Annotated in this window: 28 protein-coding genes, 2 tRNA genes and 1 riboswitch; of the genes, 19 read left to right on the top strand and 11 right to left on the bottom strand. The window is 58.4% G+C overall.

What is annotated here, in order from left to right; genetic code table 11:
• Position 1 precedes the first annotated feature (1 nt).
• From GTP27_RS17340 to glyA, 4 genes are all read right to left on the bottom strand, one after another.
• Positions 2-970: a PilW family protein gene (locus GTP27_RS17340; RefSeq protein ID WP_229634114.1), complete on the bottom strand. Its 969-nt coding sequence runs from the start codon at positions 968-970 to the stop codon at positions 2-4.
• The gene (gene pilV / locus GTP27_RS17335; RefSeq protein ID WP_161040422.1) at positions 967-1,536 is read right to left on the bottom strand and encodes a type IV pilus modification protein PilV; all 570 of its coding nucleotides are present in this window, start codon (positions 1,534-1,536) and stop codon (positions 967-969) included. Before pilV ends, GTP27_RS17340 begins: the two co-directional genes overlap by 4 nt.
• Positions 1,537-1,649: 113 nt before the next feature.
• Positions 1,650-2,120 carry a transcriptional regulator NrdR gene (gene nrdR / locus GTP27_RS17330; RefSeq protein WP_161034735.1) on the bottom strand — a complete coding sequence of 157 codons (471 nt, stop codon included), beginning with the start codon at positions 2,118-2,120 and terminating at the stop codon, positions 1,650-1,652.
• Between the two features lie 56 nt (positions 2,121-2,176).
• A complete protein-coding gene (gene glyA, locus GTP27_RS17325) occupies positions 2,177-3,424 on the bottom strand; it encodes a serine hydroxymethyltransferase (RefSeq protein WP_161040421.1) in 1,248 nt (415 codons plus the stop codon).
• A gap of 96 nt (positions 3,425-3,520) precedes the next feature.
• A riboswitch (ZMP/ZTP riboswitch) is annotated at positions 3,521-3,644 on the bottom strand.
• Positions 3,645-3,798: 154 nt separating this feature from the next.
• Between glyA and GTP27_RS17320 the strand changes: the two genes are divergently transcribed.
• From GTP27_RS17320 to GTP27_RS17275, 10 genes are all read left to right on the top strand, one after another.
• Positions 3,799-4,548 (top strand): SDR family oxidoreductase, encoded by a 750-nt coding sequence (locus GTP27_RS17320; protein ID WP_161040420.1) that lies wholly within the window; start codon positions 3,799-3,801, stop codon positions 4,546-4,548.
• Positions 4,549-4,733: 185 nt separating this feature from the next.
• Complete coding sequence (gene ybgC, locus GTP27_RS17315) at positions 4,734-5,156, top strand: tol-pal system-associated acyl-CoA thioesterase (protein WP_161040419.1); 423 nt, start codon at positions 4,734-4,736, stop codon at positions 5,154-5,156.
• Positions 5,157-5,161: 5 nt separating this feature from the next.
• The gene (tolQ, locus tag GTP27_RS17310) at positions 5,162-5,854 is read left to right on the top strand and encodes a protein TolQ (RefSeq protein ID WP_161040418.1); all 693 of its coding nucleotides are present in this window, start codon (positions 5,162-5,164) and stop codon (positions 5,852-5,854) included.
• A 13-nt stretch (positions 5,855-5,867) separates the two neighbouring features.
• Positions 5,868-6,305, top strand: coding sequence for an ExbD/TolR family protein (locus GTP27_RS17305; RefSeq protein ID WP_161040417.1), 438 nt, complete (start codon positions 5,868-5,870; stop codon positions 6,303-6,305).
• 12 nt (positions 6,306-6,317) lie between these two features.
• Positions 6,318-7,229, top strand: coding sequence for a cell envelope integrity protein TolA (tolA, locus tag GTP27_RS17300; protein WP_161040416.1), 912 nt, complete (start codon positions 6,318-6,320; stop codon positions 7,227-7,229).
• The gene (gene tolB / locus GTP27_RS17295; RefSeq protein ID WP_161040415.1) at positions 7,229-8,521 is read left to right on the top strand and encodes a Tol-Pal system beta propeller repeat protein TolB; all 1,293 of its coding nucleotides are present in this window, start codon (positions 7,229-7,231) and stop codon (positions 8,519-8,521) included. Before tolA ends, tolB begins: the two co-directional genes overlap by 1 nt.
• A 26-nt stretch (positions 8,522-8,547) precedes the next feature.
• Entirely contained in the window at positions 8,548-9,078 is a 531-nt protein-coding gene (gene pal / locus GTP27_RS17290) for a peptidoglycan-associated lipoprotein Pal (RefSeq protein WP_161040414.1), read from the top strand.
• Between the two features lie 107 nt (positions 9,079-9,185).
• Positions 9,186-9,941, top strand: coding sequence for a tol-pal system protein YbgF (ybgF, locus tag GTP27_RS17285; RefSeq protein ID WP_161040413.1), 756 nt, complete (start codon positions 9,186-9,188; stop codon positions 9,939-9,941).
• A gap of 56 nt (positions 9,942-9,997) precedes the next feature.
• A tRNA-Lys gene (locus GTP27_RS17280) sits at positions 9,998-10,073 on the top strand.
• 11 nt (positions 10,074-10,084) lie between these two features.
• Positions 10,085-10,160 (top strand) — tRNA-Lys (locus tag GTP27_RS17275).
• Between the two features lie 88 nt (positions 10,161-10,248).
• On the opposite strand, the gene drt2 is transcribed toward GTP27_RS17275, so the two are convergent.
• The 3 genes from drt2 to GTP27_RS17260 all read right to left on the bottom strand — a co-directional run bounded on the left by drt2 (position 10,249) and on the right by GTP27_RS17260 (position 13,622).
• The gene (drt2, locus tag GTP27_RS17270; RefSeq protein WP_161040412.1) at positions 10,249-11,541 is read right to left on the bottom strand and encodes an antiviral reverse transcriptase Drt2; all 1,293 of its coding nucleotides are present in this window, start codon (positions 11,539-11,541) and stop codon (positions 10,249-10,251) included.
• A gap of 350 nt (positions 11,542-11,891) precedes the next feature.
• Positions 11,892-12,977: a helix-turn-helix domain-containing protein gene (locus GTP27_RS17265; RefSeq protein WP_072790423.1), complete on the bottom strand. Its 1,086-nt coding sequence runs from the start codon at positions 12,975-12,977 to the stop codon at positions 11,892-11,894.
• Between the two features lie 6 nt (positions 12,978-12,983).
• On the bottom strand, positions 12,984-13,622 hold the full coding sequence (locus tag GTP27_RS17260) for a hypothetical protein (RefSeq protein ID WP_161040411.1): 639 nt from the start codon (positions 13,620-13,622) through the stop codon (positions 12,984-12,986).
• A 363-nt stretch (positions 13,623-13,985) separates the two neighbouring features.
• On the opposite strand from GTP27_RS17260, the gene GTP27_RS17255 reads away from it, so the two are divergent.
• The 6 genes from GTP27_RS17255 (at position 13,986) to GTP27_RS17230 (ending at position 18,175) form a co-directional block, all read left to right on the top strand.
• On the top strand, positions 13,986-14,693 hold the full coding sequence (locus GTP27_RS17255; protein ID WP_161040410.1) for a hypothetical protein: 708 nt from the start codon (positions 13,986-13,988) through the stop codon (positions 14,691-14,693).
• A gap of 7 nt (positions 14,694-14,700) precedes the next feature.
• Complete coding sequence (locus tag GTP27_RS17250) at positions 14,701-15,204, top strand: hypothetical protein (protein ID WP_161040409.1); 504 nt, start codon at positions 14,701-14,703, stop codon at positions 15,202-15,204.
• Between the two features lie 246 nt (positions 15,205-15,450).
• Positions 15,451-15,711, top strand: a complete 261-nt coding sequence (locus tag GTP27_RS17245; RefSeq protein WP_161040408.1) for a hypothetical protein — start codon at positions 15,451-15,453, stop codon at positions 15,709-15,711.
• Between the two features lie 246 nt (positions 15,712-15,957).
• Complete coding sequence (locus tag GTP27_RS17240) at positions 15,958-16,881, top strand: TIGR02285 family protein (protein WP_161040407.1); 924 nt, start codon at positions 15,958-15,960, stop codon at positions 16,879-16,881.
• Positions 16,882-16,973: 92 nt separating this feature from the next.
• Entirely contained in the window at positions 16,974-17,630 is a 657-nt protein-coding gene (locus GTP27_RS17235; protein WP_161040406.1) for a VOC family protein, read from the top strand.
• A gap of 248 nt (positions 17,631-17,878) precedes the next feature.
• Positions 17,879-18,175: a hypothetical protein gene (locus tag GTP27_RS17230; RefSeq protein WP_161040405.1), complete on the top strand. Its 297-nt coding sequence runs from the start codon at positions 17,879-17,881 to the stop codon at positions 18,173-18,175.
• 6 nt (positions 18,176-18,181) lie between these two features.
• On the opposite strand, the gene GTP27_RS17225 is transcribed toward GTP27_RS17230, so the two are convergent.
• Together GTP27_RS17225 and GTP27_RS17220 are read right to left on the bottom strand one after the other, a co-directional pair.
• Positions 18,182-19,309 carry an acyltransferase family protein gene (locus GTP27_RS17225; protein ID WP_161040404.1) on the bottom strand — a complete coding sequence of 376 codons (1,128 nt, stop codon included), beginning with the start codon at positions 19,307-19,309 and terminating at the stop codon, positions 18,182-18,184.
• 151 nt (positions 19,310-19,460) lie between these two features.
• A complete protein-coding gene (locus tag GTP27_RS17220) occupies positions 19,461-21,443 on the bottom strand; it encodes a helicase-related protein (RefSeq protein WP_161040482.1) in 1,983 nt (660 codons plus the stop codon).
• 172 nt (positions 21,444-21,615) lie between these two features.
• Between GTP27_RS17220 and GTP27_RS17215 the strand changes: the two genes are divergently transcribed.
• Complete coding sequence (locus GTP27_RS17215) at positions 21,616-21,930, top strand: NINE protein (protein ID WP_161040403.1); 315 nt, start codon at positions 21,616-21,618, stop codon at positions 21,928-21,930.
• 72 nt (positions 21,931-22,002) lie between these two features.
• Positions 22,003-22,599 carry an IMPACT family protein gene (locus tag GTP27_RS17210; protein ID WP_161040402.1) on the top strand — a complete coding sequence of 199 codons (597 nt, stop codon included), beginning with the start codon at positions 22,003-22,005 and terminating at the stop codon, positions 22,597-22,599.
• Between the two features lie 13 nt (positions 22,600-22,612).
• Here GTP27_RS17210 and GTP27_RS17205 read toward each other — a convergent pair whose 3' ends face one another.
• Both GTP27_RS17205 and GTP27_RS17200 read right to left on the bottom strand, forming a co-directional pair.
• A complete protein-coding gene (locus GTP27_RS17205; protein ID WP_161040401.1) occupies positions 22,613-23,059 on the bottom strand; it encodes a hypothetical protein in 447 nt (148 codons plus the stop codon).
• A gap of 33 nt (positions 23,060-23,092) precedes the next feature.
• Positions 23,093-24,712: a methyl-accepting chemotaxis protein gene (locus GTP27_RS17200; protein ID WP_202416893.1), complete on the bottom strand. Its 1,620-nt coding sequence runs from the start codon at positions 24,710-24,712 to the stop codon at positions 23,093-23,095.
• A gap of 290 nt (positions 24,713-25,002) precedes the next feature.
• Here GTP27_RS17200 and GTP27_RS17195 point away from each other — a divergent pair, with 290 nt between their 5' ends.
• Positions 25,003-26,403 carry an L-cystine transporter gene (locus tag GTP27_RS17195; protein WP_161040399.1) on the top strand — a complete coding sequence of 467 codons (1,401 nt, stop codon included), beginning with the start codon at positions 25,003-25,005 and terminating at the stop codon, positions 26,401-26,403.

Below are 26,403 nucleotides of genomic sequence, written 5' to 3'. Positions count from 1 at the left end.
GCTAGCCCCGCGTATTGCGCAAAGCAACGGTAGTGCCCAGCATCACGCGCGTGCGGCGCCGCTGCGATTCCGCCAGCCTGCCTTCATCGATGCGTACACCTTCATCCTCACCATGCGCATCCGAATAGCTGGCCCCGAACAGATCAAACCGTCGCGTGCCCGTATCGGCCCTATTCGCCACGTCGCCCTGCAGGACCAGCGCTACACGGATGCTGCCGATGCGCTTCCAGTAGGTTTTGCGCTGCAGGTCCAGCAGGCGCTGCGCTGCGTTCGCCCCCTCCAGTGCCAGACTGGCATCCAGCCGGCTAATTGCCGTCGCGCTGAAATAGCTATTGGGCACGCCATCGGCGGGGATATCGGTATCCACCCCGTACAGCACCTGAAAAGATTCGACGCCACGCACCAGCGCATCGCTGCCCCAGCCCGATGCCGAGCGATATTTGCAGCGCAGCTCCATCACGCCCGCAGCATCTGCAGCCACGTAGAATATACTCCAGCCCTGCGCCGCCGGAGCGTCAGGTGAGGCCACACCGAAGCCGGCACAATTGAGCATGGACCCATCGCCCGAACTGCTACCGCCAGATCCGGCATAGCGCACAGCCAGTACATCGCTACCATGGGCAACGCCGGGCAAAGGCGCCGCTATGCCATCACTGTTGCGGGTCAGGCTGCGCCCATCCAGTCCGTCAACTGCCGCCGGAACATCGCTAGCCCAGCCGACTGGCACAGCGTCGCTATCCCAATCCATGTAGCCAGCCTGCCGGATGGCCTGTGCAATAACACTCAGGGCCTGCTGCGCCGCGTCGTTCAGGTCCTGCTGATCGTTATGCTGGCGATAGCCATGTGCCGCCGCCATCAGCAGGCCGGTAGCTAGCAGCGCCAGCAGCATGGTCAGCGCCAGCGCGATGAGAAATTCCACCAGCGTGCGGCCAGCACTGCACGCCACTTGGCATTCGGACCGGATCATCATGGCACCTGCACCGTCATCGCTAGCGCAGGAACTAGTTCCGTCACACCTGCCGCTGCATCGCTTTCGGCCCTGCCATCGGCAAGCTTGCCGCGCCAGCCCAGTTTGATGACCAGCGGCGCCGCAGCACTGCCCATACAATCCCATTGCAGCTTGCCGGCCTGCACAGGATGATCGTCATGACAGATGCGCAGACGGCCAGCCGGAAACTGCTTGAACACCTGCCACTGCGCTTCGTAGCGATCGAACAGCGCCAGCTGCCGGCCATCGCAGCCTGCGTCCAGGCAGAGCACAGGCGGCGCAGGGGTCGCGGCATCGCCCGCAGCATCGTAGAAGAACAGATAGGGATTGGCCGCCGAAGCATCGCGTGCCACGGCAGCATTGGCGCGCATGCGTTCCGCCAGCCCGCTGGCCAGATAATTGGCCTGCACCAGCAACTGGTCCTGATGGCTAACCCGCAGCGCAAGCAGCTGCATGGCCGCGCTGCCGACGATGCCCAGCGCCAGCAACAGCAGCGCAATGAGCACTTCGAGCACAGTAAAACCGGACAGAGAGGATCGTGCACGCATGGCACACCTACGCGTTTCAGCAATCGATAATGCTAGAAGTTACGCGTAGGGGAAAGGCAATGGCTGAGCCACCTCAATGGTGCGTTCGATGGAAGATAATCGCAGGCGCCGGATCAGGCTTTACGCGGTTTGCGTTCCTGCCCCACTTCGGCAATCGCGTCCTGGAACTCGGCCAGATCTTCGAAGTTCTTGTAGACGGAGGCGAAACGGATATAGGCGATCTTGTCGAGCCGCTTAAGTTCCTGCATTACCAGTTCGCCGATATAGCCCGACTCCACCTCGCGCTGGCCGCTGGTCAGCAGCTTCTCTTCGATGGACAGGATGGCCGCATCCACGGCAGGCGCCGCGACAGGACGTTTGCGCAGTGCCAGCATCAGACTGGCGCGCAGCTTATCGGCAGTAAATTCGGTACGGCTACCGTTTTTCTTCACCACGTACGGCATCACCAGTTCGATCCGTTCGTAGGTGGTAAACCGCTTGTCGCAATTCACGCAGCGACGACGCCGGCGGATGGCATCGCCCTCCTCGGATACGCGCGTATCGAGGACCTGAGTATCTTCATGCTGGCAAAAAGGACATTTCATAGGTGCTTGCTTCCGTGCGGTGGCGCCGATAGTGTCAGCGCCACCTTACCACGATATTACTTGGCGTAGACAGGGAACTTATCAGCCAGTACCTTCACCGCCGCTTTGACGCGGTCGATGGTGGCAGCGTCGTGCGGATTATCCAGCACGTCGGCGATCAGATTACCTACCTGCTCGGCTTCCACTTCGCCGAAACCACGGGTGGTCATAGCCGGGCTGCCCAGACGGATACCGGAGGTCACGAATGGCTTCTGCGGATCGTTAGGGATGCCGTTCTTGTTGCAGGTGATGTGAGCGCTGCCCAGAATCGCTTCGGCTTCTTTGCCGGTCAGGTTCTTAGGACGCAGGTCCACCAGCATCACGTGCGACTCGGTGCCGCCCGACACGATGCGCAGGCCGCGCTTGATCAGGGTTTTAGCCAGTACGTCGGCGTTTTTCACTACCTGCTGCTGGTAAGCCTTGAACTCTGGGCTCAGCGCTTCCTTGAACGCAACGGCCTTACCGGCGATCACGTGCATCAGCGGGCCACCCTGAATGCCGGGGAAGATCGCCGAGTTGATGATCTTCTCGTGTTCGGCCTTCATCAGGATGATGCCGCCGCGCGGGCCGCGCAGCGATTTGTGCGTGGTCGAGGTGACGAAGTCGGCGTGCGGAACCGGGTTAGGATACAGGCCGGCGGCGATCAGACCGGCGTAGTGCGCCATGTCGACCATGAAGTAGGCACCAACGGCTTTAGCCACGGCAGCGAAACGCTCGAAATCGATCTTCTTCGAGAAAGCCGATGCGCCAGCGATGATCAGCTTAGGCTTGTGCTCTTTGGCCAGGGCTTCCATGGCATCGTAGTCGATGTCTTCGGCAGCGGTCAGGCCGTAGGACACCACGTTGAACCATTTGCCCGACATGTTCAGCGGCATACCGTGGGTCAGGTGGCCGCCTTCGGCCAGCGACATACCCATGATGGTGTCGCCCGGTTTCAGCACGGCGAAGAACACGCCCTGATTGGCTTGCGAGCCCGAGTTAGGCTGCACGTTGGCAGCTTCGGCGCCGAACAGCTGCTTGACGCGGTCGATGGCCAGTTGCTCGACCACGTCGACGTGCTCGCAACCGCCGTAGTAGCGCTTGCCCGGATAGCCTTCGGCGTATTTATTGGTCAGCTGGGAACCTTGCGCTTCCATTACGGCTGGCGAGGTGTAGTTTTCCGAAGCGATCAGTTCGATGTGATCGTGCTGGCGGGTGTTTTCGTTCTGGATAGCGCCGAACAATTCCGGATCGACGTTGGCGAGGGTGTGATCTTTTGCGAACATGTAAAAACTCCAATCGAATGAGTAACTTGTTACTGGCAGGCTGGATCGAATGAGGGACGCCAATAGCGCATAGGCAGCCTCTTCGTGCTTTCCATCGATGGCTGCCCAGGCGAACGGCTGTTGAAATCTCACGTTTCCCGGTGGAGCCCCACCTTTCGCTGCCCGCATAATGCACTATTCTGGTGCGTCGCGCAGCTTTTCGCCAGTTACGTGAGACGTAATGGAAGCCCGATTGTAATTTATGCGCTTGAAATGAGCAAGGAATTGATTGTCAATATGGCAATTAAACACGCGTTTTATACCTTGCACCGCGATCGCGCAAACATTTCGGCTACAATTTTGCCCACCCTCCTACTCACCCACAAGGACAGATCATGATCGTCTTCATCACAGGCGCCACTGCCGGCTTCGGCGCTGCCATGGCCCGCATTTTTGCCCGCAACGGCCACAAGGTACTGATCAGCGGCCGCCGCCTCGACCGCCTGCAGGCACTGGCGGCAGAACTGGGCGAACTGGCCCTGCCGGTGCAACTGGACGTCACCGACCGCAGTTCCATCGAACACGCACTGGCCGGCCTGCCAGCCGAATGGCAAGCCATCGATGTGCTGATCAACAATGCCGGTCTGGCGCTGGGCGTCACCCCCGCGCACGAATCCTCGCTGGCCGACTGGGATACCATGATCGCCACCAACTGCAGCGGTCTGGTAGCGATGACACGCGCCATCCTGCCCGGCATGGTGGCCCGCAACAGCGGCACCATCATCAATCTGGGCTCGGTGGCCGGTGAAACTCCTTACCCGGGCGGCAATGTGTATGGCGCCACCAAGGCTTTCGTCGAACAGTTCACCCTGAATCTGCGTGCCGATCTGGTAGGCACGGGCGTGCGCGCCACCAATCTGGCGCCGGGACTATGCGGCGGCACGGAATTTTCCAATGTGCGCCTGAAAGGCAACGATGCCGCTGCGGCCAAAGTATATGAAGGCACCCAGCCGCTGACGGCCGACGATGTAGCCAATACTGCCTACTGGATTGCCACCCTGCCAGCCCACGTCAACATCAACCGCATCGAAATGATGCCGACCTGCCAGGCCTACGGCCCGCTGGCCATCAAGCGCGAGCTGTAAGCGGCCTTGAATTACTTCTCAAAGGTGAGAAGTCAGTTGAAACAAGCGCAAACGGTCCCAGTTTTAGTATATTGCTAAACAAAACGTAAGCGCTTGTTACAATCCTTGGCATCCGGCGGGGAAAAGGCTTTACTATAGTAAAATATTGCTCATCATCACCTGCATTCTCACCTGTGTAAACAAACATGCCAGCAGAGTTTATCTGGAACGTACGGGTCTATTACGAAGACACCGACGCCGGCGGGATCGTCTATTACGCGAATTACCTGAAATTCTACGAGCGCGCCCGCACCGAATGGCTGCGCGCCCTGCAGGTGGAGCAGCACGTCTTAGCACAGGAACACGGCATCCTGTTCGTCGTCAAAAGCGTGAGCTGCGACTATCACGCCCCCGCAAAACTCGACGATGTACTAAAATTAACCCTTTCGATCGAAAAAATGGGGCGCGTCTCCATCCAGTTCATCCAGCAGGTCTGGTGCGGCGAACGGCTGCTCAACACGGCCCGGGTGAAAGTGGGATGCGTCGGGCTGGATCTGAACACCCATGCCATCCCGGCTTCGATCGTCGACAAAATGCGCAGTACCATCAAAACAGCTAGCCCAGACTGAACCCCATGAACGTCACCCAAGACCTGTCCTTCCTGTCCCTCATCGCCAATGCCCACCTGATCGTGCAGCTGATCATGGCGCTGCTGTTCGTTATTTCGCTGACCAGCTGGACCTATATTTTCAGCAAACTGTTTGCCATCCGTTCGGCGCGCCGCCTGACGGTGGAATTCGAAAAGACTTTCTGGGCCGGCGGCAATCTGCACGCCCTGCACCAGAACGCCGGCAAGGACCGCGCCAGCAGCGGCCCGCTGGCCCGCATTTTCGAAGCCGGCATGGGCGAGTTCATCAAGAGCAAGGCCGCCTACAGCGCCAGCCGCGACACCATGGACCACGGCGCCATTCTGGACGGCGCCCGCCGTGCCATGCGCGCCGCCTTCCAGCGTGAAATGGATGCACTGGAATCGCATCTGGCCTTCCTTGCTTCGGTCGGTTCCGTCTCCCCCTACATTGGTCTGCTGGGTACGGTGTGGGGCATCATGAACGCCTTCCGTGGTCTGGCTAACGTGCAGCAGGCTACCCTGGCGGCCGTTGCGCCCGGCATCGCCGAAGCGCTGATCGCTACCGCCATCGGCCTGTTCGCCGCCATTCCCGCTTTCGTGGCCTATAACCGTTTCTCGCACGATGTGGATCGTCTGGCGATCCGCTTCGAGACTTTTGTCGAAGAGTTCTCCAACATTCTGCAGCGTCAGTCGCGTTAAGAGGGCAGCATTCATGGCTTCGTCTTTCTCCAGCAGCATGCGCGGCGGCCGTGGCCGCAAGCTGAAATCGGAAATCAACGTCGTGCCGTACATCGACGTGATGCTGGTACTGCTGATCATTTTCATGGTCATGCCGTCGGCCAACGACCCTAGCGTGGTGGATCTGCCGAGCGCGGAAAAATCCACCAAGCCGCCCGCCGACTACGTGCAGATCGTGCTGAAACAGAACGGCGCCCTGTCCATAGGCATCAAAGGCAAGGGCGAAGAAGCGCCGGAAACAGCGCCCAACCGCGACGCGCTGGTGAAAAAACTGCGCACCATCCATACCGACCATCCTGACTATCCGGTGCTGATCGCCGGCGACAAGGAAAGCAAGTACGACGACGTGATCCAGCTGATTTCGGAAGCGAAGAAAATGGGCATCAGCCGCGTAGGCCTGTCCACCAAATAAACCGTGCAGAACATGAAACCCGCAATGGCAGGCGGCCCGTACAGGGTGCCGCGACAATCCCAAGGCTGGCGCGCCCTCGTGCTGGCTACGGCGGTGCACGCCATTCTGCTGCTGTTCCTGTGGGTAGGCGTAAGCTGGCAGAACACCACGCCTACCGAAGTGCAGGCTGAAATCTGGGACATGACAGTGCAGGACGCGGCGCCACCGGCACCGCCTGCGCCGGAACCCGAACCGCAGCCCGAACCGGAACCGGAAACCCCGGTTGCGCCGCCGACGCCCACCCCTGCTCCGCCCACGCCGAAAGAGCCGGACATCGCGCTCGAACGCCTGAAAGCCAAACAGAAGCTGGAACAGGAAAAGCTGGAAGCGGCCAAACAGGCCAAGCTGAAGAAAGAGGCCGACGACAAGCAGGCCAAACTGGAAGCGAAGAAACTGGCCGAGAAGAAGGAAGCCGAGCAAAAAGCCAAGGAAGCCAAAGAGCAGGCCGAAAAGGACAAGAAGAAAGCGGCGGCCGACAAGCTGGCCAAGGAGAAGGCCGAGAAAGCGGAAAAAGCCGCCAAGGATAAAGCCTTTGCTGCCGAGATGAGCCGCATCACCGGCAATGCCGCCAAAGGCAGTACCGGTACAGCTGAAAAATCGACCGGCGGCCGCGTTGATGGCGGCTATCAGGCCGCGATCCGCGCCAAAATCAAGAGCAACCTGATCTACGGTACGGTGGACGATACGCTCAGCGCCACCTACCAGATTACCCAGTTACCTACCGGTGAAATCATCGGCGTGCGCAAAATGAAAAGCAGCGGCTCGGCTGCTTACGATAGTGCAATCGAGAACGCGATTGCCAAATCGTCCCCACTACCCAAGAAAAAAGATGGTACGGTAGAGCGCGAATTTGTCGCCGATTTCAATATGAAGGATATGCACTGATGTACACCATGAAAAAATTCAATCAGGTATGGCTGGCAGCCGGTCTGGCTGCGGGCCTGACCGTAGCCCTGTGCGGCACGGCACAGGCGCAGATGCGCATCGAAATTTCCGGTGTCGGCAGCAACCAGATCCCTGTCGCCGTGGCCGGTTTTGCCGACGAAGCCATCGCTCCGCAGCAGATTTCCGCCATCATCAAGGCCGACCTCGAACGCAGCGGCGCCTTCAAGCTGATCGACGCTGGCGTGATCACCAGCATGAACAACATCGACTACGCCGGCTGGAAAGCCAAAGGCGCCGATGCTCTCGTGATCGGCACCGTGGCCAAAGCCGCCAGCGGCGATTACGAAGTGCGCTACAAGCTGCTCGACACCGTCAAACAGACCGAGCTGTCGCAACTGGGCGTCTCGCGCGCACCGCAATACACCCGTCTGACGGCCCACACCATTGCCGACGACATTTTCCTGAAACTGACCGGCATCCGCGGCGCCTTCTCCACCCGTATTTCCTACGTCAAGGAATACGACAAACGCCACTACGAACTGCTGGTGGCCGACGCCGATGGCGAAGACGAGCAGATGGCGCTGCGCTCCAACGAGCCTATCATTTCGCCGTCGTGGTCGCCCGATGGCACCAAGGTGGCCTATGTCTCGTTCGAGCAGAAGAAGCCGGTGGTGTACATCCAGAACCTGATCACCCGCGCCCGCACCGTGGTCGCCAACGAAAAAGGCAGCAACTCCTCGCCAGCCTGGGCGCCAGCCGGCAACAAGCTGGCCGTGTCGCTGTCCAAGGACGGCCACACCCAGATCTACACGGTGAACGCTGACGGCAGCAATCTGCGCCGCGTTTCCAACAGCAACGGCATCGACTCGGAAGCCCAGTTCTCGCCGGACGGCAACAGCATCTACTTCATGAGCGACCGCAGCGGCGGCCCGCAGATCTACCGCATGGGCGTGGACGGCAGCGATCCGAAGCGCATCACCTTCAGCGGCAACTACAACATCAGCCCGCGCATCTCGGCAGACGGCAAGACTCTGGCCTACATCTCCCGGCGCGACGGCAACTTCCAGCTTTACACTCTGGACCTGGCTAGCGGCCAGGAACAGCGCCTGTCTGACAGCACCGACGACCAATACCCGAGCTTTGCTCCGAATGGCCGCTACATCATGTACGCCACGCAGGCAGGTGGCCGCAAGTCGCTGGCTGTGGTATCGGTAGACGGACGTGTAAAACAACGCCTGACCACTCAGGCGGGCAATATCAAGGAGCCCACCTGGGGCCCGTTCATGCAGTAATTCACTCATCCATCTAGGAGCAATCCATGCGTAAAATCAGCAGCTTAGCTTTCGTCCTCACCAGCGCCGCCATTCTGTCGGCCTGCTCGACTCCGGTGAAAATTTCGGAACCACCTCCAGTGGTCGAGCGTCAGGTTGAACAGAAAACCACGCCGCCAGCCGACACCCGCACCGTGCAGCCAGTTGAAACCAAATCGCTGGATCCGCTGGACGATCCAAAAGGCGTGCTGGCTAACCGCAGCGTGTACTTCGACTTCGACAGCTACGTGGTACGTGAAGACGGCAAGCCAGTGGTAGAAAACCACTCGGCCTATCTGGGCAAAAACAAAGCCCGTTCGATTCTGATTCAAGGTAACACCGACGAACGCGGCGGCGCCGAATACAATCTGGCGCTGGGTCAAAAACGTGCCGAAGCCGTGCGCAAAGCCATGACCACGCTGGGCGTGGCCGAAGGCCAGATCGAAGCCGTCTCGCTGGGCAAGGAAAAGCCTAAAGCTTCCGGCTCGAACGAAGAAGCCTGGGCCCAGAACCGTCGCGCAGACATCGTCTACAAGTAATCAAAAGCACTACCCTTTTGCCGGGTGACAGGCATAATACGGGGCAGCCGACGGAAATACCGTACGCTGCCCCGTTTTCCTTTTAGAAGAGTGTGAAAGTGCCCGACATGAAGAAATTCTCCAAATCCGGCCTGAGCGCCGCCCTGCTGGCTGCACTGACCTGGCTGCCGCTGCAAGCCCACGCCGGCCTGTTCGACGACGACGAAGCGCGCCGCGCGCTACTCGACCTGCGCGCCAAAGTGGAAGCCATGCGTGCCGAACTGAACGCCCGTATCGACACCAAATCCGACAAGTCCAGCACCCTCGATCTGGTCAGCCAGAACGAGCTGACGCTGCAGGAAGTGGCCAAACTGCGCGGCCAGATCGAAGTGCTGGCCAATGATATCGCCAACACCCAGAAGCGCCAGAAGGACTTCTATGTGGACCTCGACAACCGCCTGCGCAAGCTGGAGCCACGCGAAGTGGTAATCGACGGCAAGACCACGCAAGTTGATCCGGCCGAGCAGAAGAATTACGAAGCGGCCATGCAGACCTTCAAATCGGGCGATTACAAAGCGGCCGGTACGGCCCTGTCCGACTTCGTGCTGCGTTATCCGGGCTCGAGCTATGCTGCCAATGCGCAATACTATCTGGGCAGCGCGTTCTACGCCCAGCGCGACTGCAAGAGCGCCATCAATGCGCAACTACTGGTGCTGAAAAACTATCCGGACAGCCCGAAAGCGCCGGACGCGATGCTCAACATCGCCAGCTGCCAGATCGAGCTCAAAGACAAGGCTGCCAAGAAAACTTTGCAGGACCTGATCAAGACTTATCCTGATTCGGCCGCCGCAGTTGCCGCCAAGGATAGACTGAACGGTAAATAATTACTCGGGGGCATTTGACAGATCAGTTAAATTCCGCCATAATCTTGCTTCTTCGGGGGTCGTTAGCTCAGCTGGTAGAGCAGCGGACTTTTAATCCGTTGGTCGCAGGTTCGAATCCCGCACGGCCTACCACCGAAGCCCTTGGGTCGTTAGCTCAGCTGGTAGAGCAGCGGACTTTTAATCCGTTGGTCGCAGGTTCGAATCCCGCACGGCCTACCAAGAATTATCAAGGAAGCCCACGAATTTCGGTTCGTGGGCTTTTTTGTTTCTGGTCGCTCTCTGGTCAGAACGAAGCCCTCTGCCGTCCCTATCGTTTTCGTCGCTCTTCCTTCAAAGCCAACTGGAACTTCCCCCACAAGGGCCGAAGCTGCTTCTTGATACTCTGCGAGTTCATTATCTTGGCAGCCCGATATCCATAGCTAATGAAGTTCCGTCTCCCGAAGTAGGTATAACGCCGCATGAGATTCCCCGTGAAGAGCGGGCGGGGGTCTTCTCCTCGCGCAACTCGCGCCCGATTGCGCTTTCTCATGGTTGCTTTCGCTAGGTGCACGCCCCGCGTGAGCCGATCCGAGTATCTAGCGAGAGAGGCTGAACGAAGGTAAATTCGCTCACCGTCAAAGAGAAAACCTAGATACTGAAGAGGCTTATCCGTCACCAAGCGGCCTCCTCGTGTCACAAAATCACGGCGCTCTGTCTTCGCATCCTGAATCTCCAGCTTACACTTTGAGATAGCACCCTTAATAACTGCCTCGCAGGTAGGTTTCGCGGCCAGTGGCAATACAAACAACATATCGTCACAATATCTAAAATATTTCCCTCCTAATCCCGCAACATACTCATTGATGAAACAATCAAACTCTAGCATATAGATATTTGATAGCAGTGCGCTGATTGACGAGCCTTGCGGGATTCCTTTTCCGGTACTATTTGCCCGAATCATGCCTGAGGGGCGGACTTTATCCCTAAAGTCTTCAGGGGTGCACAGGCGATTACGACCTTTTCTTGGATTATTCTTCGATATACCAAGCAGTTCCAATACCGAATCGAGATTCACCATCGAAAATCGAGTGATGGCTTTATATACCGCGTAGTGATCAGGAGAAAGCTGCGCCACACCAAGGACGGACATCCAGGCCGACTTTAGTATTTTGTGATCCAGTGTATCGAAGAAACCGCGAATATCCAGGCCAAGGACAAAGCAATTGCTACGTCGCGAGACCTCTGCGAACCCTTCCGCAGCAAAGTGGATATTACTTTTCCCTAGCGAGCGAAAGGCTAAAACGCAATCCCCTAGTCCGCGCCGAGTCAATTCTTGCTCGTATCGAGCAGACAGCAATTGGCAATAATAAGAGTAAATGTGACTATCGATATGCGATGCATAAGCGACCTTTCGCTCCTTGCGTTTTCGCACAAGCTGCTTCAGATCGTCATCCCACTTTACTTTGGTACTGAGAATATCGAAGTCAAGGAAAGGAAAAAAACTACGCTGAGCGACGCGAACAGGATCACTAACGATAGTTAGTGCCGCCGCTTGGCCTACGGGACGATCAAAGTGAAGATACCCTCTTCTACGGAACCAAGGCTCTCTAGTCGTCTGCATCTGCGAAACGCCTTAAGCTAGCAAACCGGAAGGGCTAAGATGGCGGCATTCTACTAACCGCCCTTCCGGATAAACCAAGTAATCTTCTTACCATCTCACCCCGAGAGGGGCCGAGCCGCATATGTTAGGAATGACGTACAATGTTCACATGCTACTGGAGGTATCCTTGCGGAATCCTGTCATCGCTCTGCTATCAATCGTCCTGGCGATCACGCTGCCGGGCGGAATTGACAACTTGTAACACACCTCCACGTCTTTACGTGGAGCATTCTTACTATAGCATCATTCCCAAGTCTGGATGGCAATTTTCTTAACTTGCAATATTGTAGGCGCAACAAACCGTTGGATGGTTATCCGACTACCTTCAAATGCCCTGTTCTCTTAGCAGTGTTTTCCCCAAGGCCATCAATACTTTGCATATTGGTCAGCCTGAACACCAAATTCTCAATTTCGAAAACAGGCAAAGCTAAGTCATTCGCAATAGTAGTCTTACTAATCCCCTCCGTTCGGAGCTCACCCAACACCTTTTCCCAAACTGTAGAGGTCTCTCGACTGATCCCTTGAGGCTCAACCTGACGGTATCTTTCTGCAATTTGAATACAGAAATTCCGATACTGCCAATCAGTGGTAATGCCCAGCTTATGCAGCCTGTAATTCAGCGCAGCCACCGATACTTTCCAATATTGCTTCCCACTCACAATATTGGCCAAACTATCAACTCTAGGCATCTTCGCCTTAACTTGGGATTCGGGCATTAAAAAGGCAGACGCAAACTGATTTGCTTGATCCTCCACAATTCGCCCGCCCTGCGGCCCACCGTGTTTATGAAGGACAAGATGCCCCAGCTCATGCGCAGCGTCAAAGCGACTTCTTTCTGCGGTTTTCGTAGTATTCAGGAAAACGTAGGGAACGTCATTACGCCACATAGAAAAAGCATCGACTGTTTTCGTGTTTTCCGCTAACGAAAACACACGAATACCCTTCGACTCGAGGAGATGAACCATATTGCGTATAGGACGCTCCCCTATACCCCACTTCTCTCGCAATATTCTTGCAGCAGCTTCTGGATCAGTATCTTCCTTGCAATCAAACAAATCACACTCAGGCAAATGGAATCGAGAATCCACCCAATCACTAAACATGAACGCAAATGCACCAGCCGCGAGAGCCGCATCGCGGTCTCGTGCGGGCATAGTACTTAGCGAACGGAAACTAGCAGCCTCCGCGCTTGGCTCGTCCACGTCGGTCCCGAAAAAAAACAATGGCGGAAACTGAAGAACAGCGGCTAACGCAGCCACACTTTCCGCAGGCGGATCTACCTCACCACTTTCGTATCTAATAATGGTCTTCTGCTCAAAGCCTGCTGCCTCCGCTAAGGCTTTCTTTGTTAACTTTTTGCGACGCCGCGCCAAACTCAATCTCAAAGGATTAAACATTAAAACTTATTTCCTAACCACACGAACCTCGGGCTCAGGTGAATCATCATCAGGTTCGCTAAACTCAATCGCTTTCCACTCGCCAGGTCCGACAACGATAATCTTTTCAATGAACCCGGTATAGTATCCACCCTCAATATCTGACAACAAAGTGAGCTCAGCCGTTACCTCGTCCATTCCAACGTTAACGCACAGATGCCAAGTTGCAAAATCCTCAATGGATTCTACCGGCTTACCTGCAGGAATCGGCCAATCTTCTGCCCCAGGCATCATTTCCCTGTTGACCTGTGTCGCTCGCTCCGAGTTAGGACCTTTTCTCGACCGATTTTGAGGCACAGAATCCTTCGATCCCGTTCCCTCGTCCGCGTTCAAAATAGCTAATCGCATCTTGAGGGACCGGCTGAAGACCGTAGAGATGCCGGAATCACTTTTCTCCCACCCCAATGGCATTAGGACCTCTCTAGCACGCCGCACTCCTGCGCGCCACGACAACCAGCCGGGAGCACCGGGAGGATCGTTATCCGTCGCACTAGTGAATCCCGCGACGCAAGCCCTCACCACGTCTAGCAATTGCTCACGGGTCAAGCCCAGTTCAGCTAAACGTGCATGCACGTCACCAGAATCCTGTCGAACGATCGCATCCATAGAAGCTCCCAATGTCCATTTTTCCCAACACAATTGTAATGGAAAAAATGGACATTGGGTAACTTTCGATTGTGCAGCACATCAAAGAGCCCGGCTAAGCCTGTACAGCCTTTGAGCCCGCCCTGAGCCAGCTTTCCGGCAAGACCAGAAATTGACCGGAGCGCACCGGACGATTTCGCAGCCCACAAGGCCCCCTTGATGCGACCTGCGCTCACGCACGCCATTTCCTTTTCGACAAAAGAATCTTGCCAGTGCCACGGATTCGAACTCCGTGTCTCTTACCGAACTATCACCTTGCGTGGTCGCAAGCCGCCGACTATCCGCGCAGCCTACGCTAGCCGAAAACACATTCGAGGAGCGCGTATGGAACCGAACAAAGTCCACGAAGGGAAAGATCTTTTTGAAAGTACCATGAAGTCGCTGGAAAGCCAGATAAGCAGTGCGGGGGCACATCTGACCATCGATACTCATGTGCGAGTACTTTATGCTCAGGAAATCAAACGCATGTCGAGCACGCTGCGAGCCGATGCAGTTGCCGGCAGACTGACTTGGGCTGAGGCGGCAAGTGAAGCGCAGGAAACGCGAAATCTCATCATGGGCATCATGCGTACACGTAGCACGCCTGTGGGACGGGCAATTGCTGAAAAACTGAAGCTTCAGGGCTATACATTAAATCAGTTGATCGCAGCCAAGACAATGGAACTACACGGCCAGAACGCTATTTTCTCTCGCCTATCGGGCGCCAAACAGAATGCCATTTATGCGAGCATAGTGGCATCGGCAGGCAAATCAAACAGACAAGTCACGCGCGCCATGACAGGAATTGCTTTTGCTGGACGCAGCCTACTCTTCCTGAGTATCGCTCTTTCCACGTATCAGCTTGCATCCTCGTCAAACAAGGCGTCTGCATTCCGGAGAGAGCTTGCAATCAACGGCGCCAGCATCGCTGGCGGCATAGGCGGTGGTGCACTAGCTGGGTTGGTTTGCGGTCCCGCGGCACCAGTCTGCGTTACAGTCGGAGCATTTGCGGGAGGCGCATTGGCCGCATTTGGGCTGAGTTACAGCTGGTAGAACTTCGATGAAATTAGTGCACGCACCAGACTTCTCGATACGCCGCGTCGTCGAATCAAGCTCAGAGACCGTGCCGATCTCCGAGGTGATTATTGCAGGCGCAGCGACGGGGAAACTCCTTGAGGGCGCAGTGTTTGAAGCTGCACTACGCTGGAACGACTATGTCCTAATCTTTCTCACTAACGATGTGCCCTTTGAAGATTCGCTAAACATCTATCTGCTTGACCGGCATCTGAATGTGGTGGACTATGCGCTGATGTACGCTGCGTACTCGACGGGGATTTTTTCCAGGCTCGACCTCAGCGAAGCAAATACCGCTCGCTTTCACTTCTTGGGCGAGAGCACTTGGACGCTCAGGCTCTTCTCAAGAAAGCAGTTTTTCCTTCCGATACTCGGCTCGCCCTTAGGCGTACACCGTCCATTTACGTTCTTTCACTGCTTCCAGATATCGACACAACCATGCGCAAAGCAAGTGCGCACAGAGAATCAGCCAGCCAGTGCAAGCTCATGAGATGGACTTGCGCCACTCCGGCAGGCATATCTGGCCTATGAAATAACTGACACCAATCTGATAATCCGCCATGTTTTCGCTACTCCGGCGGCACAGTCTGAAGCATGCTAACGCTCGCCCATCGTAAATGCGGCTGCATTATGTACACGGCCATAGGTCGGGCACACGCAATATTTGCTTGCACTCCCTAAGTGCTAGAATACTGCCCTCCCCCACCATGGCCCCCAGTAGCCAAGAAAGCGCAACATGAGAAAAACCGATCTGGCCAAGTACGACGCCAAAAAACTGATGAACAAGATGACGGTTCCGGGCGCGGAATTCGGCAAAGCCGTGACCACCATCGACAAGCGCGAACAGCGCCGCCTCGATCAGGCAGCCGGGCTGGTACCGTTTGCGACCAAACTCAACTCGGAACTGGTCGCCCAGTTGCACGCGCTGGCAAAGCAGCAGGGCAATGATGTGGGCACCGTCGTCACCACGCTGCTGAAAAAAGCCCTAGCCGACTGATCCCCCCACCATCGCGACAGAACACGGCTTGATCCACAGCGAGTCCGACGGCTGATCTGCTGCGCAATCCGGAACAGAGCGGAAGCAGCGCCGATCAGCATTGCGCTCCTATCAACTTTCCCGCCCGCCCCTTGCTGATGCCGCGGCGCTGCAGCGGCGCCGTTTACTGGGTAAAATCACATAAAGCAACATTGGATTTGTGGAATTACTAATTCTCGTCTGGCATGTTGCGCAGGTACGCAGGAAATGACTACACCCAAAAGAAAACTTGCCAGCACTTTCTATGGCGGCCTGTCCGCCGTGGTATTCGCGCTAGGCTGCGCGCAAGCTTCATTGGCAGGCGAAGCACAGAGCATTTCATGGGCCATCTACGACCTTGCCCCATCGTATTTCGTCTCCAGCGCGCCCACCTACGAGACACTGGGCGACGGCATAGGCGACAACCTGCTCAAGCTGCTGGTGCAGGCTTTACCCGAATACGAACACAAATTTTCCGTCATGACGATGCCCCGCATCATGGCAGAAATGAAGGCCGACAAGCCGCTCTGCGTACTGAATGTACAGCTCACGCCGGAACGGGCCAAGATCGCCTATGCCACGCCATTGCTCAAGACACCCGGCCCGCAACTGGTCCTGAGCAAGCAACTGCTGGCACGCCATCCGGAATGGAAAAACGGCGTCTCGCTGGCCGCCATCAGTGCCGATCCGGCCCTGCGCGGCCAATATCAGATAGAACGCGCCTACGGCGAAAACCTCAATAAGATCCTGCAATCGCCGGCCAACGTCGGTCTCAAGCCCAACAGCAGCGCCAGCGCCAGCAACGCTCTGCGCATGATAGAACACCGGCGTGCCGACTACACGATCGAATACCCGGAGCTGCTTGAATGGAGCGTGAAACGTCGCGATATTCCCGACAGCCTGACCAGCCTGCCGATACTGGAAGCCGCCCCATTCCTCGACAGCTATGTGCTATGCACGCGCAGCGAGTGGGGCGCCGCCACTACCCAGCGCATCGATGCGGAGCTGCGTAAGCTGGCAGCCACACCGGCCTATCGGCAAGCACTGGAACGCTGGCTACCGAAAGATGAGCTGCGCGTCCATAAATACGAATACCAGCAGTTTTATCGCAACCGTGCCAAAACACTGGCGTGCGACCCCGCCTGTCCATAACGGGACGGGCTAATTGCTGGGCTGTCCAGCCGCCTTCCGGGCCGATGCTAAAATGGCATGAAACCAGACAGCAAACCACCGCCTAGCGAAGCATGGAAATCGATCATATATTTTTGCGCGCCCGCCGCGGCGCTCCGGAAGCTGCGGCATTGATAGCACTGGGGCTGAGCGAAGGCAGCGCCAACCGGCATCCGGGTCAGGGCACCGCCAATCGGCGCTTCTTCTTCCACAACGCGTTTCTCGAACTGCTATGGATAGAGGATGCAGCACAGGTTTCGAATACCGCCACCAGTCCCACGCAACTGACCGAACGGCTGGACAGCGAAGGTAACAGTTCTCCTTTCGGCCTGTGCTTCCGCCCTGCGCATCAGCAGCAGACACCGCCTTTCCCTAGCTGGCCCTACCGCCCCGCATATCTGCCTGCCGGCATGCAGATCGATATCGCTAGCGGCGCGCCCTTGCACGAACCCATGTGGTTCTTTCTGGCGCAAGCCCTAGCTCCGGCACAGGCCGCGCCAGCGCGACGCCAGCCATTGCAGCATGCACTAGGCCTGTGCAACATCAGTGCCGTGACGCTCACCGTCGCAACCGATGCGGACTGGTCACCAGCCGCACAGGCCGCCAGCTCCGGTGGCGCCATCACGCTGCAACGGGGCACCAGTCATCTGCTGGAGCTCAGCTTTGATGGCGCCAAACATGGCCGTCATATCGACTTGCGCCCTACCCTGCCATTAGTGCTGCACCTATAGCCCTTCGGCCGGCATACCAACGACAGCGTGGGACGCAAAGCGGAACTGGAACTGCCGCGGATTGACGCTATGGTCCTGCTACCGGTGCCCCCCCATGCTCCCCGCCTGCGCCGAGGTCAGCACCATCATCTACAGCCGCCCCGCCAATCCCGTCGCAACCTAAACAGGCTAGTACTTGCTGACCAGCATCAAGGAGCAGCTGGCGCAGCGCGGCATGATAGACGCTCTTTCCCACCACAGGAGCCCCCATGCCCAGCCTGAAGAGCGCCGCCATGCCGGAACAGCTGACCGTACCACTGGAACGCATCATTATCGAACATGGCCACCAGTTGCGCTGCATACTGGCGCAAAACACCACGCTGACGGAAGCATTGAAACAGGATGAAGCGGTACGCAAAGTAGCCAGCTTCTGCTACCCGCTGCTGCCCGGCGTGCTCAGATTAGTAGTGAAAGAACCGGCGTTTGTAGAATTTGTGCTGAACCACCGCCAGCAGTTGCTGACGCGGCTAGACAGTACTGCCGGTAGCGTAGCGACCAGCTCCTAGCCCGTCTCAGGCAGTGGCGGTACGGGCAGCCAGCTGGGTGCTGGTCGATTGCAGCAGGCGTCCCAGCGGCAGTTCCACCCAGCGGTGGAACACGGCGCCCGCCATCAGGCTCAGCATCCATGCCCCCAGCATGCCCAGTGCCTGCGGCAGCGGTTCGGCCGGCGCAAAGCGGGTGAACGCAGCATTCACCAGCAGGCAGACGGGGAAGTGAATCAGGAACACGGCATAGGAAATCTTGCCCATGCCATGAATGGCGCTCCAGAAACGGCCACGGGCCGGCACCTTGATGCGGCCGCACACCATCAGCAGCACGGCCACCAGCAGCGCCAGCGCAATGCGGCTGCGGAAGTCCACCAGCAAGGCCACCAGCGCCGGCAACAGCGCCATCAGCACCAGCATGGCCACGGCCAGCGGTTTGCGGCGGGCATCGCTGCCCCACCACGCCAGCAGACCCAGACCATAACTACCGAAGAAATACGGCGCCCAGTTATCCCAGTCAGTATCGAGATTGAAATGCAGCAGCGACAGGGTAACGCCCAGCGCCATCAGCACCGGCACCAGCCAGCCCAGACGGCGCGCGCCGCTAAAGCGCCCCACCAGCCACAGCACTAGCACTACCGAGCTATACAGCTGGAAATCGATAGCCACATACCATGCGCCCGCCGACAGCGAAGGATAGCCGAGCACACCATGCAACAGCAGCGCGTGCGCACTGAGCTGGCTCAGCGTGGCCGGTTCCGAAATCGAATGATGGCTCATCCACTGCGAAGCAAAATAGGTCGCGCCAGCGGCCAGCAGGGTCGCCACAAAGAACGGCGGCGCCAGCTTGGCGTAGCGGCGCCAGATGGCGGAGACGGGTTCCAGTACGCCGGCATGGCCGGACGGCGCCAGCGATTTGGCCACCAGAAAACCGCTAATCACCAGGAATACCTGCACCGCGATGCGCGCGTTACCACTCAGGAAGGAGAACAGTTCCGGCCACAGGATATGGGCGTGATCCGACATCGGGCCGTAAAAGGCCAGATGATGCAGCACGATCAGTTGCGCCGCGCCTGCTTTCAGCAGATTGATCAAACCGAATTGCGGCGGCGCCGATGCAGGCACCGCAGAAATTTCCCGTACTACCACAGTCATTCACTTCCTCAGGCTAAGCAGACAAACACAGGGACAAAACGAAAGGCCAATATGATAGCCGACCTTGCCCCCTCGTGGCGCACTGCTGGCCTCGCTAGTCATGAAAAACCCGACATTATTCGGCCTATGGCCCCTTGGGCCTCGCGATTGTTTAACGGCGGAAGCGCTTAGGCTGCCGCTTGCGGGCAGCCGAGTTGTGTTCATGCAGCAGCGCATCCACCCGGTCCGAAGCCTGCCGTGATAGTTGCTGGGCCAGCTCGGTATCGGGGAAGTGTTCAGGCTGACGGTAGGCCAGCCATGCATAGGCCGAATACAGCCGGCAGGCGTCTTCCACTTCCTGCAGCGACATATAGTGCAGCGGCGTCTGCACGGCTTTCATCCCGGTCACTTTTTTCGCAGCCAGGGCAGTCGCCCAGTGCTCCCATGCACGTTGCAGTGACGGCACTTTGCTGGATATGGGCACCAGCGACAGGGCAAATTTTTCCGCCACCGACAGGTCCAGCGTATCGAGCCACGCGGCGCGCTCGAACTGTTCCTCGGTAATGCGCGGATAGAAGAAGCCATCGGGCACGTCGATATTGTGCACAAAGCGCTTGAGCAATCTGGCCAGCGACTGTTCCTGAGTAACGGAAGAAATCCGGTGCAGATGCTCTAGCGTAGGCGCCACGGCAAAACCGTTGGTCTTGATGGGCAGCGGCTTTTCCTTCAGCAGCGAGCGCATCACGCTGTGGGTCTCGTTGTCGTAGCCCGCCACCAGCCCCTCCTCATGCACCCCGAAGCGCCCGGCCCGGCCCGCGATCTGGCGCGCCAGCGCCGCCGGAATCTCCTCTTCTTCATAGCCGTTGTACTTGACCGTGGTGGTCATCACGATGCGCGCGATCGGCATGTTCAGCCCCATGGCAATGGCATCCGTCCCCACCACCACATCGGCCGCCCCCTCGCGGAAACGCTGGGCCTGGGCACGCCGCACTTCCGGCGACAGGTTGCCGTACACGGTCGCCACCGACAGCCCCAGTTCCGTCACCATGTCACGCCACATCAGCACCTCGCGGCGCGAGAAGCAGATCACGGCATCGCCACGGCGCAGATTGCCCAGTTTGCGCACTGCCGTAGGCTCCACTGTCAGCGGGCCCTTGCGCTTGAGGATGTGCACTTCCAGCTCGCACTCCAGCCGCGCCGCCAGCGCTTCGATGGCGCGGCGCGCTTCCGGCGCCCCCACCAGATACACGGTATGGGCCGGCGCACCGCATACGGCGGCCGTCCATGCGGCGCCGCGGTCACGGTCGGCCAGCATCTGGATTTCATCGATCACGGCCACATCGACTTCGCTGCGGGTGTCGAGCATCTCCACCGTGCTGGCGACGTGGGTGGCACCGGGCACCAGCCGGCGCTCTTCGCCCGTCACCAGACTGACCGCGAGCGGCTTGCCGCGTGCCTGCATGCCCTGCAGACGCTCATAGTTTTCCAGCGCCAGCAGGCGCAAGGGTGCCAGATAGACGCCGCTCGGCGCCTTGGCCAGCGCTTCGATGGCCATATGGGTCTTGCCGGAATTGGTAGGCCCCAGCACGGCAATGAAGCGGCGCTTGATGCGGCGCGCTACGTCGAACGTGGCCGGATACTCGGCCAGATTGATGCTCTGGCGCGTACGCTCGGCGTGCTGTTCTTCCATTTCGCGCTCGACGGCGTGCTCCAGCCGCTGGCGCAGGCGGTCGAACACGACACCGGCCGGTTCGGCCAGCTGCATGCTCGCCAGCGCATCGAGAAACGGCGCAGCATCGATCTCGCAATCGTCGCAGGCTTCGGCAATCTCCACCACGAAGGCCGCGACTTCCGCGTACAGCGCGTCTGCAGCGGCTGCACTGGCGCGCTCGCGCAACGTCGCGCTGCGCGTGGCCACATCCATCTTGCGCCACTTCGACGCTTTGGCCAGCACACCGTAGGCCGGCACCAGATCATAGGCCACCAGCCGGCCCGCATATGGCACGCTACCGCTAAAGCGCAGAAACACCCGTCCATCCTGCCGCGCCAGCTGTACGCCCTGCGCGGTCAGATCGAGCTGGCGCATCAGCTCGTCGTCCTCCAGTTGTTCAGGATCGGCAGCAGCGGCAGCAGGCAAACGGGAAGATGGCGACATCATGGGCAATTTCGGCAATTTCTAAATAAGGGGCGGAATTTTAGCAGGTGGTGAGAGTTGGTGAGAAAGCCACAGTCCATGGCCTACTATAATCTTGCGCTAGTCAGCTCTGGCTGGCTAACTTATGCTGTTAACCTCGAGTACATAACAATAACCGATCTGGAAGGACTTTATGGGCATGGTATTCTGCCGCGGCTGCGGCAAAGAAATTCACGAATCAGCACCTGCTTGCCCGCATTGCGGCGCACCGCAAAATATCCGCGGCACTGGCGGCAACCGCTCGGAAAAGGACTTCGTCCTCACCATACTGCTGTGCTTCTTCCTCGGCATGTTCGGCGTGCACCGCTTCTACGTGGGCAAAGTCGGCACCGGCCTGCTGATGCTGTTCACTTTTGGCGGCCTGGGCATCTGGACGCTGATCGATTTCATCGTCATCGTCATGGGCAACTTCACCGACAGCGACGGCCTGAAAATCAAAAACGGCTGAAGCGTCCTTTGTAATTCCACGGATTTCTGGCACCATAAGCCGGTTTACACCGGTTTCCTGCCAGAAGTCCTCATGCCTTATTCCATCGCCAGTCCCGTCCATAGCGAGCTGATCATCAAGAAAAGCCGCTTCATTGCCTGCGTACAGCCCATGACCGATCGCGCCGCCGCACAGAAAGTGGTGGCGGAGCTATGGGCCCAGCATCCCGGCGCTGTGCACGTCTGCTGGGCGCTGCTGGCAGGTGGCCAGTCGGCCGCGGTCGATGACGGCGAACCCAGCGGCACTGCCGGACGCCCCATGCTCGACGTGCTGCGCCATCAGGATCTGGAAGGCGTACAGGCCACGGTGGTGCGCTATTTTGGCGGCATCAAACTGGGCGCAGGCGGACTGGTGCGCGCCTACACGGACAGCGTGGCGCAGGCCCTGCTCAAGGCAGAAAAAGTGGCCATCATCAAATTGCAGCAGCTGCGCTGCCACGCTCCGTATGCGCTGGAGGGCCTGGTGCGGCGCGAAATCGAACTGGCTGGCGCCACCCTGACGCAGGTCAGCCACAGTGATCTGGTGCAGTTCGCATTCCAGCTGCCCGATACGGCGGCGGCTGCACTGGTCAGCCGCCTCAGCGAAGCCGGCCACGGCCGCCTGCAATGGCTGGCCGACGACCAGCTCTAGCCGGTTCTTCGCTCTATTTGATGCGCTTGACGCGCGGCGAATTCGAGGCGCCTTCGATATCCATATAGATGGCGCCCATCATGCCTTTTTCCAGCTTTACCTTGGGATTGACGAGGTCCAGTATGGCCTGGCTATCGTCAACGATCATCCACACCTGACCATTGGCCAGACGGATGCGCTGCTTGGGTACCCAGCCGTCGAACTCGCCCACGATGGACGTTTCGATGAATTCCAGTTTGGCAGCAGGGCTGTTATGTTCGTTGCCGAAACCGCGCTCAAGGTCGGCTTTGCTCGGCGCATACGGCGCTGCCGCCACGGCGGCGGCAGGCGTGCCTAACTGGATCGCATCGTAGCAGCCCAGCCGGGCCTGGCTATCACCGAGCTGGCGGCAACGCAGCATGGCTGCATCATCGGCCAGTGCCGCACCCGAGACGAATAACAGAACCCACAGTGATTTCATTGCCGCACTTTCAGAGTATTGAAGGTGGCATGATTATATAGTCGAAATCGCCAGCCGTGCCGCAGAGCCCGCCAATGCCGACCGCGTCCGCGCACGCCCCGCTAAAGCGTCCTGCTGGTCGAGCCGGAATATGCTTACCATCTGCTCCAGATGGGCAGCCTGCTGCTTCAGCGCGTCGGCGGCTGCCGCCGCTTCCTCCACCAGCGCCGCATTCTGCTGGGTCACTACATCCATTTCCGTGACGGCCTGATTAATCTGTTCGATACCGGCACTCTGCTGCTCGCCTGCAGTGGAAATCTCGCCCATGATGTTGGTCACCCGCTCCACGCTGGCCACCACTTCCGTCATAGTCAGGCCGGCCTGCTCTACCAGCTTGCTGCCGGTATCGACCCGCTCCACCGAATCGCCTATCAGCTCCTTGATTTCCTTGGCGGCCGATGCCGAACGGTGCGCAAGGGTGCGCACTTCGCTGGCAACGACCGCAAAACCGCGCCCCTGCTCGCCGGCCCGCGCCGCCTCCACGGCAGCATTGAGCGCCAGAATATTGGTCTGAAAAGCAATGCCATCAATCACGCTGATGATATCGACGATCTTGCGCGACGATTCATTGATGGCCCCCATGGTTTCCACCACCCGCTCCACCACCGTGCCGCCCTGCGACGCCACGGCAGACGCCGACTGCGCCAGCTGGTTGGCATGCTGGGCATTTTCATTGTTATGCTGTACTGCCGCGGTGAGCTGTTCCATCGCCGAGGCAGTTTCTTCCAGCGCCCCCGCCTGTTCTTCGGTACGGTTGGACAGATCCTGATTGCCATGCGCAATTTCACTGGTGGCCGCAGCGATCGCCACCGTGCCGCCGCGCACCTCGGCCACGATGTCATACAGCGCAGCACGCATGCTTTCCAGTGCATGCAGCATGCTGTGCTCATCGCCCGGCTTGATACGGATGTGCACGGTCAGATCGCCTTCCGCAATCCGGTTCGCTACTTTTACGGCAAACGCCGGCTCGCCGCCCAGCTGGCGCAGCAGCGAACGGCTGATCAGCATGGCCGCAGCGGCGCCAGCCAGCAGCGCCAGTACACTCAGCACCAGCATGAACTGGCGGGCACTTGCGTACGCAGCTTCGGCATCGGCGGCATCATCGACATTATTCTTCTTCTGCAGCGCGATGTACTCATCCATCTCATCTTGCCAGCGCTGCAGTGCCGGCCCGGCGTCTTTCGACAGCAGCTCCAGCGCTTCGGCATCCTGATTGGTTTTCGCCAGCAGCGCCACTTTTTCTATCAGCGGGAGAGTCTGCCTGGACGCGGTAGCAATTTTCTGGCGCAAGGCCGGCTCCTGCCCCTCTGCTCCCAGCTTTTCCAGCGCGTCATGGGCCGTGTTATAGCCAGCCTGCGCCTGGCGCAGCTTGGCCAGTTCCGCTTCGATGGCGGCCGCTTCCGACATCAGCACCATGGAATGGCTAACCCGGGCCATCACATGCACCGCTTCCGACATATCCTGCACCTGCGCCGTCTTGGCAACATTGCTATGGAGTATTTCTCCAAGTTTGGCATGGATCATGCTCATCCCATACAGGCCCAGCCCTGCGATCAGCAGCAGCAAGGCGAGCACCAGCCCGAAACCGCCCCCCAGACGAGTACTGACACGCATGTGATCAATCGACATAAAACCACCTTTTCATGAACAAAACTCTATATTTCAAAGCCGAGAATATTTCAACCTAGGCAGCAGTTGTCGTATAAGTTGCCCTGGAAAAACTTTCAGTTACGAAGTTAGCCGATTTGACGGGATTTGTATATGAATATAGCGAAAAATTCGACGCTAAAGCCGCATAATGCCTCGCTTCTGGCAGATTGGAGACGATACAATGCCGGCCAGACAGCGTTAAGAAAGTATCAATCTGCTGTTCAGGACAAGCTTGCCCAATGGAACCAAGACCTATGACTCTGAATGTAATTTTTAATCTGCTGGCCGCCCTGGCGCTGCTGGTCCTGCTGTATCGGCAGCAACGCCATACCGCGTCCTTTTCAGTGCGCGTATTCACCGGCATGGGGCTGGGCGTGCTCCTTGGTGCAGCGCTACAGGCGATCTACGGAGCCAGCCACGCCGACCTGGTCACCACTGGCAACTACCTCGACATCGTCGGCAGCGGCTACGTCAAACTGCTACAGATGGTGATCGTGCCGCTGATCATGGTGTCGATTATCGGTGCCATCCTCAAACTCAAGGGCATCAATGCGCTGGGCAAAATCAGCGCCCTCACCATCGGCACGCTGATGCTCACCACGCTGATCGCAGCCAGCCTCGGCATCCTGATGGCCAAGCTGTTCAGCCTGACTGCCGTGGGCCTGACCGCCTCGGCGGCCGACATTGCGCGCGGCGTGTATTTACAGGGCAAAGTGGAAGCAGCACAGGCGATCTCCCTGCCCGGCATGCTACTGAGCTTCATCCCCGCCAATCCCTTCCTCGATATGACGGGTGCGCGCAAGACCTCGACCATCGCGGTGGTGGTGTTCTCGGTCTTCATCGGCGTGGCTGCCAGCGGCGTCCATACGGAAAAGCCTGCCCTGTATGCCAGCTTCGAGCATTTCATCCAGGTAGCCCATGCGCTGGTAATGAAACTGGTGCGCATGGTACTGCGCCTGACGCCCTACGGCGTGTTTGCGCTGATGGCGCAGGTGGTCTCCACCTCCAGCTACACCGACATCCTGCACCTGATCGATTTCGTGCTGGCCTCGTACAGCGCCATCGTGCTGATGTTCGGCATCCATCTGCTGCTGGTCGCTAGTGCCGGCCTCAACCCGCTGCGCTACGTAAAGAAGGTGCTGCCACTGCTGACCTTTGCCTTCACCTCGCGCAGCAGCGCTGGCGCCATTCCGATGAGCGTGCAGACCCAGACGCTGCGGCTGGGCACACCGGAAGGCATCGCCAACTTTGCCGCTTCGTTCGGCGCTACCATAGGCCAGAACGGCTGCGCCGGCATCTATCCGGCCATGCTGGCCGTGATGATTGCCCCCACCGTCGGCATCGATCCCTACACCCTGAGCTTTATCGCCCCGCTGCTGGCCATCATCACCATCGGCTCGGTCGGTATCGCCGGCGTGGGCGGCGGCGCTACGTTTGCCGCCCTGATCGTGCTGTCGACCATGAATTTGCCGGTCGCACTGGCCGGCCTGCTGATTTCCATCGAGCCGCTGATCGACATGGGCCGCACAGCGCTCAACGTCAGCGGCTCGGTCACTGCCGGCACGCTGACCAGCCGCATCCTGGGCGAAACCGACCAGCAAGTGTTTAACAGCGACGCCGACCTGCCCGTCGATCAGGAGCCGACAGCCGCCTGA

The organism is Duganella qianjiadongensis, assembly GCF_009857915.1.
In the GTDB taxonomy this organism is placed as follows: Bacteria; Pseudomonadota; Gammaproteobacteria; order Burkholderiales; family Burkholderiaceae_D; genus Rugamonas; species Rugamonas qianjiadongensis.
This window is presented reverse-complemented; position numbering and strand designations above follow the sequence as displayed.